Source organism: Enterocloster citroniae (assembly GCF_040545455.1).
Lineage (GTDB): Bacteria > Bacillota > Clostridia > Lachnospirales > Lachnospiraceae > Enterocloster > Enterocloster citroniae.
This window is the reverse complement of the sequence record NZ_JBEPLZ010000007.1, coordinates 159,837-171,630: the sequence shown is the minus strand read 5'-3', so window position 1 is coordinate 171,630 and position 11,794 is coordinate 159,837. Positions and strand designations below refer to the sequence as shown.

The 11,794-nt window shown below is 50.6% G+C and carries 8 protein-coding genes; 2 read left to right on the top strand and 6 right to left on the bottom strand.

Annotated features, from left to right (window positions below):
* Nucleotides 1–7: 7 nt before the first annotated feature.
* The 6 genes from ABID13_RS11820 to ABID13_RS11795 form a co-directional block, all read right to left on the bottom strand.
* The gene (locus ABID13_RS11820; RefSeq protein ID WP_007869600.1) at nucleotides 8–868 is read right to left on the bottom strand and encodes a tyrosine-type recombinase/integrase; all 861 of its coding nucleotides are present in this window, start codon (nucleotides 866–868) and stop codon (nucleotides 8–10) included.
* A gap of 341 nt (nucleotides 869–1,209) precedes the next feature.
* Nucleotides 1,210–2,172, bottom strand: coding sequence for a choline-binding protein (locus ABID13_RS11815; protein ID WP_045092928.1), 963 nt, complete (start codon nucleotides 2,170–2,172; stop codon nucleotides 1,210–1,212).
* A 147-nt stretch (nucleotides 2,173–2,319) separates the two neighbouring features.
* Complete coding sequence (locus ABID13_RS11810; RefSeq protein WP_048929001.1) at nucleotides 2,320–4,179, bottom strand: PspC-like choline-binding domain-containing protein; 1,860 nt, start codon at nucleotides 4,177–4,179, stop codon at nucleotides 2,320–2,322.
* A gap of 184 nt (nucleotides 4,180–4,363) precedes the next feature.
* Nucleotides 4,364–5,605, bottom strand: coding sequence for a putative ABC transporter permease (locus ABID13_RS11805; protein WP_048929000.1), 1,242 nt, complete (start codon nucleotides 5,603–5,605; stop codon nucleotides 4,364–4,366).
* Between the two features lie 85 nt (nucleotides 5,606–5,690).
* Complete coding sequence (locus ABID13_RS11800) at nucleotides 5,691–6,623, bottom strand: tyrosine-type recombinase/integrase (RefSeq protein ID WP_007869588.1); 933 nt, start codon at nucleotides 6,621–6,623, stop codon at nucleotides 5,691–5,693.
* Nucleotides 6,624–6,641: 18 nt separating this feature from the next.
* On the bottom strand, nucleotides 6,642–7,478 hold the full coding sequence (locus ABID13_RS11795) for a tyrosine-type recombinase/integrase (RefSeq protein ID WP_007869578.1): 837 nt from the start codon (nucleotides 7,476–7,478) through the stop codon (nucleotides 6,642–6,644).
* Nucleotides 7,479–8,229: 751 nt separating this feature from the next.
* Between ABID13_RS11795 and ABID13_RS11790 the strand changes: the two genes are divergently transcribed.
* Both ABID13_RS11790 and recD2 read left to right on the top strand, forming a co-directional pair.
* Nucleotides 8,230–9,270, top strand: coding sequence for a rod shape-determining protein (locus ABID13_RS11790; RefSeq protein ID WP_007869576.1), 1,041 nt, complete (start codon nucleotides 8,230–8,232; stop codon nucleotides 9,268–9,270).
* Nucleotides 9,271–9,481: 211 nt separating this feature from the next.
* On the top strand, nucleotides 9,482–11,773 hold the full coding sequence (recD2, locus tag ABID13_RS11785; protein ID WP_045092925.1) for an SF1B family DNA helicase RecD2: 2,292 nt from the start codon (nucleotides 9,482–9,484) through the stop codon (nucleotides 11,771–11,773).
* The last annotated feature ends 21 nt before the right edge of the window (nucleotides 11,774–11,794 follow it).

The following is an 11,794-nucleotide window of genomic DNA, read 5'->3' as shown; positions in this document are numbered from 1 at the left end:
TTACGGATCACCAATTCACCACCTGATTAAAAATCTGCGCCTGTTCGGTGCTGGTTCTTCTCAGGTAAATGCGGGTGGTCTCAATGCTGTCATGCCCCAGTAAATTGGAGAGAAAAGCAATATCACCGCCATTTTCAATAAAGTTCTTTGCAAAGCGGTGGCGGAACGAGTGTGGGTAAACTACCTTGGGGTCCAAATTATACCGGCAGGCATAGGTCTTTAACTGCGCCCGTATGCCCGAGATGGATATACAGCTTCCCAGGTGGCTCAGAAACAGGGGCCCGGTGCGTCTGCCCTCTGCCTTAAGCCAGTCCATGGCGTCCTTTTGCAGGGAAGATGGGATATAGATGCGCCTCATTTTATTTCCCTTTGAATAAAGATCCTTGTATCCCCTGTGCACGTCCGCTACCTGGAACATCACCAGTTCGCTGACCCGGACACCGGTGGCGGTGATGAATCTGACAATAAAGTAAAATGTGTACTGTTCATCTTCCCAAAGCCTGCGCTTTAAGTATTCATAATCAGCCTGGCTGATGACATGGTCCAGATAGCTTTTTTGCTGGACGCGGACGGCACGGATCTTATAATCCCTGATCCCCAGGAATTTCAGGAAACAATTCAATGCCCGGATGCGTATGTTGACGGTCTGCGGTTGGTAATGATCCATGAGGGAGACCTTATAAAGGCTGATGTTGTCCGGTGACAACCGGTCATAACAGGAGTAAAAATGTTTCACCCCATATACATATGCGGTTATGGTATTGGAAGCCATATTTTGCCGCAGCAGATAGTCCTGGAATGCGTCTAAGGCTTTGCTCAGCTCCTGGTTTTCAGCGGCTGCATGGGCGGAGGTTTCTGACGTTTGCATGCTGATACACGACCCTTCTGTAATTTATCGAATATAGTAGCATAAATGTTTAACAAAATAAATGTACAGTTGTTAAAAACCTGTCCAATTTGCCAAATTTCCATAAAAAAATTCCAGGATACTCGCCCCCCTGGCGGGACAGCGCTGGGAAAAATAGACAATATGAGGAAAACTGTCACCCTGCAGGTAAAAATATAAGTGGTATGTGAAGGGGTATAAAAATACCCCCATACCACTTATCATAATATGTTGTAACTGTTCAGGACGGCGTATCTTCTTGACCGGTCATGCCGTCCAAGAAGCATCGGATGTCCATCGGATGTGAAAATGGGTGCAATATGTCATTGATTGACAACGCCCGGTCCCAGGCTCTTGTTATCCTGCTCCGTCTTGGCGGATGGATTGCCGTCCCAGACACCGCTTGCATCCACATAGTAGCCGTCAGGCGTTATGCTGTCTGTTTCCATATAGGCGGCGATGTTAAAATAGTACCATTTCCCATCCGTATCCTGGACCCAGGTGGATGCAGCATAGTATCCGTTCTTTCCAACATACCGCCATCCCTTATCATCCTGGACCCACCCCGGGTGATAGCTGGTTTTTTCACCGCTGGAATTGACATAATATCCGTCCGGCGTAATGGTGTCGGCCAGCATGATGCCATTTTCATCCATATAATACTGCTGGTCGCTGACTTTCAGCCATCCATTGCTTACATAGGTGCCGTCCGGCTTCAGGTAACGGTATTTGCCGTCCTCATCCTGCTGCCATCCGGGGGTGACGGTCCCCACATAGGCCCCGGCATCGGACCCGTCCACATTGATCAGGTATTTCCGCACTTCCGGGGGAAGATCGCCTGGATTAACTCCTCCCGGCAGACTGACCACATCAATGTAGCGTTCCCTGGAGGGCAGGACCTTATTGTTTGTCACCAGTGTGATGCGCAGGGCAGGTTGTGTGCCTTCCGGGAGGGAGGGCTGGTTTTCCGGAATTGCCCAGACTCCGTTTGCATTTACAAGGTCCGGCGCCTGGCCCCAGGGCCTCCCCGCCGTATAATCAAAGGTATACGCGTAATCATAACCCCTGTTCAGGATCACATCACTTTCCTGAATGGTATTCCCGCCCACCAGGATCGCAAAATAATAACCGTTTCCGCAGTCAATGGGTCTCCACTCAAAAAGATAGGCGCCGCAGTTTTCCATGGCCGTGGCGGCGGCATCAGTCTGGTCTGCATATACAGATGCAGCAGATGACATGGCCAGGATCAATGCCATACCCAGCCCTAACAAATTTTTCTTTAACATATGGACCTCCTGTCATTTCTGTTCTCCGCAAAAGGAAGAGTATTTATCAGCTGACGCCAAAAAGGCGTTATGACCAACATATTGCTATATCAGCCATAACGCCTCCCCCTTAAATCATGTCAGTGCGGTTTAAGGCAATATCAGGAATTAGTCCTCAACATAAACGCCTTCGATGGTTCCGCCCTTCTTAACTACATAGTAGTAGTCGTTTCCATCCTTGTTCTTGCTGTTGCTGTCAATTACCTTACCGGAAGTATTAACCAGGATGTACTCAACACCCTCCTCAGCCGCATCGGTACTGAGTACATAAGCTTCCTTCAGATCCTTGGCTTTCTTGGAAACATGACCGATATCAACAGACTCGTTTTCAGTCTTGTCGCCGATTGCGTCTACCAGTCCTGCATCATCAATAAAGTCAGCAGCGTCATCCAGCTTCTTGTAAGTTACAGTTTTCTTGTTAGTGGTGGAATCTGTAGTGGTTGTCTTTTTAACAACAATGTACTTGTCATCGGAGTCTGCTCTCAAAAGCATACCGGACTGGTACAGCTTATCGTCCTTCTCGCCTGTTACGCCAGCGCCCTTGTTTCCGCCGGACTTCTCAAAGTAGAAGTTGTGGTTCTCGCCGTCAACAGAAACAGTGGTCTTGCCGGTTCTCATGGAGCCGTCATCGCCGCCGCCGAAGTAGTAGCACTTGAAGCCGTTGGTCTCATAGTAATCAGCTGCATTGTCAAGGAAATTATCCTCATCGTCAAATGGATAGTAATCATCATCATCCGCTTTTACGATCAGGTTCTGGTTATCCTTATCCTCATAGATGAACTTCAGGCCGTTGATCATACGTCCATCATTCCTGAATGCATACTTCTTGCCCTTGATGGTCTTAAACTCTCCGGCATACAGGTTGCCGCTGCCGTCTGCATAGTACCATGCCTCTTCATCATCATCATATTTGTCATCGTTGAGATATTCAGCGGATACTACCTTGAACCATCCCTTGCTTACACGGGCACCGTCATCCACACTGCTGAAGTATTTCCATGCCTGTGTATAATGGGAGTCTTTTCCGCTGCCGGTAAGGATGCCGTCTCCATTGCCGTCCGTACCGCCAATTGCGTAAGACTGTGTTCCTACGCCGCCTGCGCCGCTGGTGCCTTTTTGTACCACGGAACCGGAAGCAGTAGTGCCTGCACTGTAATTGCTTTCTTTCTTAAGGTCATCCTCATCCAGAGACCACTCTGCAACCATTGCGCCATACTCGTCAAATGCGTACTTTCTGCCGTTGATGGTCTTGTCTTTTGTGCGGTCTCCGTTTTCTGCATATACTTTCTTACCGTTGGATTTGAAGTAGAACCAGCGGCTCTGATCCTCGTCATCATTAAATGCAGCAGCAGTATATTTGTAATCGTCCTCGGTTGCTTCATCATAGGTGATATCCAGCTGGATCCAGCCAACTGTCATTGCACCGTCATCCTCGCCGCCGAAGTAATAAACGCCTTCCTTGAAGCCGTCCCCGTCTGAGTCGTCAACGCGCTCTGCGCTGTCATCATCAACCCATCCAAAGAGCATCTTGCCATCTTCGTCAAACGCATATTTCTTACCGTTGATGGTCTTTAAGGAAACCTTGTCATTGTCGCCATTGGTTAAGGCCTTGCCGTTTGCCTGGAAGTAGTACCAGTAATGCTCCGGCTCGTCATCCTCACCTGCGTCCTCGTTCTCAATGGCAACCCACTGGTTTGCAGCCATCACACCGTTGATGTCCACATAGTAGTAGTTATCGCCATCCTCAATCAGGGTATCAATGGCCATCTCGCCATCGCTGTCCAGGTAATACCAGTTGTTCCCGGATTTCTTCCACTGATCGGTTGCGCGCTCGCCGTCTCTGTTGTAGTATACCCAAGTACCATCTTCCTCAGCCCATCCTGTAGCTGCAAAAGAAGTCATGGATGCACCAATAGCGAGCAGTGCTGCTGTTGATAATACAGCAACTAATTTTGTCTGCTTTCTCATAATTAATGCACTCTCCTTTTTCTTTTTGAAATACTTTTTGAAATTCCTTTATTGCATTACGAGTTGATTATACTTCGGATAAGGAAAAGTATAGATAGTCACGCCCCCTCCATTCCTAAATGTGCCGAAGACAAAAAAAGGGCAGAACCGCCAAACAGTTCTGCCCATTGCATCATATTGCTTTTTATTGTTCCTCTCTCTTTCTGTCCGCGATCTCCCTCAGCTCCTTTAAGGCCTCCCCAAACCTGGAGGAGGATGCGGAAGGATTGCCCTTTAAAAGGCTCCGCCTGTAAAATCCCATGGGGCTGGATATGCGGTGCCTCTTTTCCGTGAGCACGCTGAGCCGCCCGGACAGAGCAGCCAGCTTTTCCCTGCGTTCCCTGACCGCTGCCCTAAGTTCACCGGTGAGATCCCTGTGTCCGGCCGGTACTTCGACAGATCCATGCTTGGCCCCGGTCTCCCCGGCCGCGGTTTTCCCGGCTCCGGCCCCGGTCTCCCCTGCCACGATTTCTCCGGATCCAATTTCCCCGGCCCTGGTCCCGTCACGCTGGCTCAAAGTGGCGCTCACCCTGGCAGCTGCATCCTCGGTGAACTCAGACAGCTTCCTTGCGGTCCCGGACACCTTGTCCGCGGTCCCGCCAACCAGTCCGCCCACCTTCTCAGCCGTATCCTCCACAAATTCGCCCATGCGTTCCATGGTGTTTTCCATCATGTCACCCAGGCGCTCTGCCGCATCTTCCTTCAGGGACGCTGCACGCAGGGCTGCTTCTGATCTGACCATTACAAACTTCTGGGAAGCCTCTTCCTTTACTTCCTCCACCTTCTGGGCCGTCTCAGCCTTCAGCAGCGCCATCTGCACCTGGATATCATCCAGCTCCGCCCGCATATTGGTCATGGCATCCAGCACCTTGGCCAGGTCCAGGGCAGCCTTGACCGACTCGGCTGCATCGGCTGCAAACAGCAGGGATACCACAACAACACAGACAATATTCACCATCAAAGGCAGACCCAGCACATACCGCTCAATGGGACGGTGGATCACCTCGGTGAGGAAAATGGTGAGAAAACCCCAGGCAATGGAGGAACTGAGGCAGATATATCCCTTAAGGTTCAGACGCTGGTTGCTGTAATCCCAGTATTTCATCTTAAACAGCTTTTCCATTCCCCAGCCAGTAACATATTCCAGGATCGTGGCAGCCACCACGCCGGAGAGGTACACAAGGAACAGGTTGTCCTTCACCGGCAGGGAGACCCACAGCATCATAACAGCCCCGGTCCCGTACAGGGGGAGCATGGGAAGCCGCAGGAACCCGCGGTTCACAAAATGTTTCTTTTTCAGCGACACATAGGAGGATTCAAAGATCCACCCGAAAAAACAATATATAAAGAAAAAAGTAAGCCACTGATACCACGCGTATTCGTACATATAAGGTCATCCTTTGCTCTGTTTTATGCTTTAATCATACTGGGTTTCTGTGAAAAATGCAATCTGCATGTGGCCATTCGCCAATCTACCAGGTAACAATTTTGTCGATCAGCACTCTCTGCTCATCGGAGGAACGGGTCAGGTAAATGCGGGTGGTCTCAATGCTTTCATGTCCCATAAGGTCTGCCAGCAATGAGATATCGTTGAACTTTGTGAGAAAATTTTTGGCAAACCTGTGTCTGAAGGAATGGGGATACACCGTGTCCGGACGGATCCGGTAATGTTTTGCCAGCACCTTAAGCTGGCTGCTGATCCCACGGGGAGTGATCTGGCGGCCCCGCCGGTTGGTAAAGATAAAGCCGGTCTGCACACCGCGCAGGGCCAGCCAGGCCAGCATTTCCCCGCAAAGCTTTTCCGGAAAATATATACGGCGGACCTTCCCCCCTTTGGAGTACAGGTCCATACATCCGATCTGTACATGCTCGGCTTTGATCTGTATCAGCTCGCTGACCCTGGCTCCCGTGGCCCCCAGAAAGCGCACTACAAAATACCAGAACATATTGTTGTCCCGTTTCAGACAGCGCTTTAAGCGCTCATAATCACGTTTGGAGATCACATTGTTGAGAAATGGCTTCTGCTGGTGCCTTACTGACGGAAGTTTATAAGGAGTCAGAAGGGAAAGGGTCTCAGGCAGGACAAAAAATGGATTCTCCTCATGAGCGGGCCCCATATTCTCCTCGGTAAATGCTGCCTGGAGTGCGATCACGTACTGGTTGATGCCGTATATGCGTGTGTTGACCGTACAAGGTTTATAGTGCTCCATCAGCCAGGCCTTATACTCCTGAAGATGCTCCACCGTGATATCGCAGAACAGGGAGTGATAATGCCGGACCGATGTGAGATAAGAGTCAATGGTATTTTCAGCGGAACCGCGCTTTTGGAGAAAGTCGCGGAAATACTCTAAGTTTGCCTGGAACATGTCCGGATTATGCACATTTTTATCTGTAATGGAATTCATATCATATCACCCCCAATCTTACCAGTCCACAACCTTGTTGACGATCCGGTACTGTTCACTGCTGCTGCGCCGGAGATAGATCCTGGTGGTCTCAATGCTCTCGTGGCCCAAAAGATCGGAGAGCAGGGAAATGTCCCCGCATTTCTCTATGAAATTTTTTGCAAACCGGTGCCGAAAGCTGTGGGGATACATGACCTCCGGGTCCAGGCCGTAGCGTATGGCGAAAACCTTGAATTGGGATCTGATGCCGGAGGGAGAGATGGGAGAGCCGAAACGGTTGAGAAACAGAGGGCCAACCGTGCGGCAGGCAGCCGAAAACCATTGCTGGAATTCGCCTTTCAGAATAGTGGGAATATAGATACGCCGCATTTTATTTCCTTTAGAGTAAATATCCTTGTGCCCTCTGTGGATGTCTTCTATCTGGAATGTGATCAGTTCACTGACCCTGACCCCGGTGGCAGTGATGAGCCGCACAATGAAATAATAGGTGTACTCCTCGTTTTCCATCAGCTTCCGCTTCAGGTATTCATAATCACCTTGGCTGATGATCTTGTCCAGGTAGGTTTTCTGCTGTATCTTGATCATGGAAACAGGGGTGATGGATGTCTGCCGGTATTCCATAAAACAGTTCAGGGCCCGGATCCGCAGGTTGACGGTCTGGGGCTTATAATGTTCCAGGAGATACACCTTGTAGAGCTGCAGGTTTCTGGGGGTGAGCTGCGGATAGAGATGGTAGAACTGTTCCACTGCATAGCGGTAAACACAGATCGTGTTAGGGGACTTGTTCCTTGTGACCAGGTACTTTTGAAACTGGTCCAGGGTATGGTTTGGCTGTAATTTAGGTGTTGCTGTCATTGCTGATACCTCCTCTTATGTGGTTAAATTTTCCAGTTTTAATAGTAATTTATATCTTCGGAAAATGTAAGAGGTGGGGGCACAGGGAGAACAAAAAAGAACGTCTCCCTGTGTCCTCCACAGTGAACGTCCCTTTTTGTTGGTTCGCATGGTCAGCGGCCATGCGAGGGAATGGTAGGTATATAAAAAAAGAAAATGTTATAGGGGGACCGGATAATTTTACTTACCCGGTATGAGTATGAAAAAGCTTTTTGTGCTTTACAGGTCTTATTATCTCAGGTAAATGTGAGAAAAGTATGGACGTTTCATGAAAAAACAATAAAAATTATTAGGAAACAATAAAAACAGTCCGATGCAGGCAGCGCCGGCATATAAAAAACCGCTTTGAAAAAGCCAAAGCGGGTATAATTAATAGGGGGGCCGGACGAATTGCTTCGTCCGGTATGAGTATGAAAAAGCTTTGTGATTTCAAGTAATCACTTGAAACAAAGGCCTCGTCCACCTCTCGGTGAACTTGTTATTATCATAAGCAATAATTGTGACAGAAATATGTCTATAGCATAAAAAAAACCTAAAGAAAATAAAAAAGAAAAAAACCCTTTGAAAACTTTACAATATTGTATATAATAGAAGCAATGCTATAAATAGAACAGCACAAAAACCCCATTTTAGGAGTAATAGAAGCAGCCGTTCCGGCCATACAGGTTCCATAAGCCTGCATGGGTGCGGATAGCGAGGAGGAATTATCTATATGTTTTCGATGATGTCCAATGATATTGGAATTGACTTAGGAACAGCCAGCATCCTTGTTTATATCAAGGGTAAAGGCGTTGTATTAAAAGAACCGTCCGTAGTGGCTATTGATCGTGATACCAACAAGATCATGGCCATCGGCGAGGAAGCGCGTCTTATGATCGGACGAACCCCCGGCAATATTGTTGCGGTCCGCCCCCTGCGCCAGGGCGTTATTTCAGATTACACCATAACAGAGAAGATGTTAAAGTATTTCATCAGCAAGGCAGTGGGTAAGAAGACCCTGCGCAAGCCCAGGATCAGTGTATGTATCCCCAGCGGCGCCACCGAGGTGGAGAAAAAGGCTGTGGAGGACGCCACCTACCAGGCAGGCGCACGTGAAGTGGCCATTATCGAGGAGCCGGTGGCAGCAGCCATTGGCGCAGGTATTGATATTGGCAAGGCCTGCGGTAATATGATCGTTGACATCGGAGGCGGAACTGCTGATATTGCCGTCATTTCCCTGGGAGGTCCGGTGGTAAGTACATCCATCAAGATCGCAGGTGATGACTTTGACGAGGCCCTGGTGCGCTACATGAGGAAAAAGCACAATCTGCTCATTGGCGAACGTACAGCCGAGGAGATCAAGATCAATATTGGAGCGGCATACCGCAGACCGGAAGTTCTTACCATGGAGGTAAGGGGACGTAATCTGGTGACCGGCCTTCCAAAGACCATTGTAGTCACCTCGGACGAGACCCTGGAGGCATTGCGCGAGCCGGCCCTTCAGATCGTGGATGCGGTGCACAACGTGCTGGAGCGCACCCCTCCGGAATTGGCAGCAGATATTTTTGACAGAGGCATTGTCATGACAGGCGGCGGCTCCCTGCTCAGCGGGCTGGATGCCCTGATCGAGGAGAAGACAGGCATTACCACCATGATCGCGGAAGACCCGCTGACAGCAGTGGCGATCGGAACCGGCAAGTTCATTGAGTTTGCCCACGGTATGAACATGGCCATGGAAGCATCCATGGGCGGAAGCAGCAGAGAAGATTACTAAATTACAGAACCCGGACCCATTCCAGAGCGTGTCTGAACACCTTTTCCCGCCATCTGCAGGTCCCACGTTGCGGTATATTTGACCCAATGGATTTGACGCAGTCCGCTGCGCCTGCCCATTGGGACAAGCTTTCCCCAAGGTGCGGCACACAGCTGGCACAAGGCAATGATCAGGCGCAGGCTGGGAGTCCCGGGTTCTTTCGGTTGGAAATATGGCGACAATCACGGGATTTATAGAGCGGATCAAGTTCCGCAACGAAGACAACGGTTACACGGTTTTAAGCGTGACGGACCAGAGTGACGGCGGGGAAGTCATCATGGTGGGCAATCTGGCATATGTGTCGGAAGGCGACATGATCCAGGCCAGCGGCCGCATGACGGAACACGCCGTGTACGGCGAACAGCTGCAGATTGAGAAATATGAAATGAAGACGCCCCAGGACGAGCTGTCCATGGAGCGTTATCTGGGCTCCGGTGCCATTAAAGGCATCGGGGCCGCTTTGGCTGCAAGGATCGTGCGCCATTTTAAAGCAGACACATTCCGTGTGATGGAGGAAGAACCGGAGCGGTTGTCCGAGGTAAAAGGGATCAGTGAGAAGATGGCCATGGCCATCGCAGAACAGGTGGAGGACAAAAAGGACATGCGCCAGGCCATGATGTTCCTTCAAAATTACGGCATTACCATGAATCTGGCTGCCAAGATATATCAGCAGTACGGCCCCGCCCTTTACGGCATCATCAAGGAGAACCCCTACCGGCTGGCGGATGATATCCCGGGGGTTGGGTTTAAGATGGCGGACGAGATAGCGGAACGGGTGGGCATTTTCACGGATTCCGATTACCGCATCAAGGCCGGTATCCTGTACACGCTTCTCCAGGCCACGGCCAATGGCCATACATACCTGCCCCAGGAGGAGCTGTTTGGCCTGGCATCCGATATCCTGAAGGTGGAGCCCTCAGCTATGGGAAAACATCTCATGGATATGCAGATCGACCGCAAAGTGGTGGTCAAAAACACGGCCCAGGGACCGGTCATTTATTCTTCACAGTACTATTATCTGGAACTGAATACCGCCAGGATGCTTCACGACCTGAACATCCACGGGGATACCCCGGAGGATGAGATCAAGGCCAACCTGAAAAAGGTCCAGGCCCTTCAGCAGGAATCCATCAGCCTGGATTCTCTTCAGGAAAAGGCAGTCCATGAGGCCGTGAACAGCGGTCTGCTGGTCATCACAGGCGGTCCGGGAACAGGTAAGACCACCACTATCAACACCATCATCCGCTATTTTGAACTGGAGGGCATGGAAATACTTCTGGCAGCGCCCACAGGCCGCGCGGCCAAGCGTATGACGGAGGCCACCGGGTATGAAGCCAGGACCATCCACCGCATGCTGGAGCTGGTGCCATCAGGCGTGCCGGGAGGGAACGGGGATTCAGGAAAGACCACAATGGCCGGCATGCATTTTGACCGCAATGAAGAAAATCCCCTGGACGCAGATGTGATCATCATTGATGAAATGTCCATGGTGGACATCAGCCTGATGCATTCCCTGCTCAGAGCCGTCAATGTGGGCACACGCCTGATCCTTGTAGGCGATGTGGACCAGCTGCCCAGCGTGGGGCCGGGCAATGTGCTCAGGGACATCATAGATTCCGGCTGCTTTAATGTGGTAAAGCTGACTAACATTTTCCGCCAGGCAGCCCAGAGTGACATTGTGGTCAATGCCCATAAAATTAATTCCGGAGAGCGCGTGGACCTGGGTAAACGCAGCAATGATTTCCTGTTTATCAAGCGGGATAACCCGGATTCGGTTATAGGGGCCGCCATTACCCTGATCCGGCAGAAGCTGCCGGGCTATGTCCATGCCCAGCCCTTTGACATCCAGGTCATGACGCCCATGAGAAAAGGAGCCCTGGGGGTGGAGCGCCTGAACCAGATCCTTCAAAACCACCTGAATCCCCCTGACAAGAACAAGAAGGAAAAGGAAGCAGGCGGCATCATTTACCGGGCAGGCGACAAGGTGATGCAGATCAAGAACAACTACCAGATGGAGTGGGAAATCCGCAACAAATATGGGATCCCCACGGACAAAGGCGCCGGCATTTTTAACGGGGATGTGGGTATTATCCGGGAGATCAATGAATTCGCCGAACTTCTCACCGTGGAATTTGACGAAGGGAAGATGATAGAGTACAGCTTCAAACAGCTGGAGGAGCTGGAGCTGGCCTATGCGATCACCATTCACAAGTCCCAGGGAAGCGAGTATCCGGCTGTGATCATCCCCATGTACAACGGTCCCAGGATGCTCATGACCCGCAACCTGATCTACACTGCCGTAACCCGGGCACGCTCCTGCGTCTGCCTGGTGGGCCAGCCCGATGCCTTCTATACCATGGCGGCCAATTGCGTGGAACAGAAACGGTACTCAGGGCTGAAGGCGCGGGTACAGGAAATCTATGACCAGGACGAGGAGGGGGACCTGGGAGCGCAGCAGCGTTGAGGAAAATCTCATGGTCTTAAC

Excerpts from the sequence above, each read along its gene's own strand:
- ABID13_RS11820 (WP_007869600.1), bottom strand. The coding sequence starts at position 868 with ATGCAAACGTCAGAAACCTCCGCCCATGCAGCCGCTGAAAACCAGGAG.
- ABID13_RS11815 (WP_045092928.1), bottom strand. The coding sequence starts at position 2,172 with ATGTTAAAGAAAAATTTGTTAGGGCTGGGTATGGCATTGATCCTGGCC.
- ABID13_RS11810 (WP_048929001.1), bottom strand. The coding sequence starts at position 4,179 with ATGAGAAAGCAGACAAAATTAGTTGCTGTATTATCAACAGCAGCACTG.
- ABID13_RS11805 (WP_048929000.1), bottom strand. The coding sequence starts at position 5,605 with ATGTACGAATACGCGTGGTATCAGTGGCTTACTTTTTTCTTTATATAT.
- ABID13_RS11800 (WP_007869588.1), bottom strand. The coding sequence starts at position 6,623 with ATGAATTCCATTACAGATAAAAATGTGCATAATCCGGACATGTTCCAG.
- ABID13_RS11795 (WP_007869578.1), bottom strand. The coding sequence starts at position 7,478 with ATGACAGCAACACCTAAATTACAGCCAAACCATACCCTGGACCAGTTT.
- ABID13_RS11790 (WP_007869576.1), top strand. The coding sequence starts at position 8,230 with ATGTTTTCGATGATGTCCAATGATATTGGAATTGACTTAGGAACAGCC.
- recD2 (WP_045092925.1), top strand. The coding sequence starts at position 9,482 with ATGGCGACAATCACGGGATTTATAGAGCGGATCAAGTTCCGCAACGAA.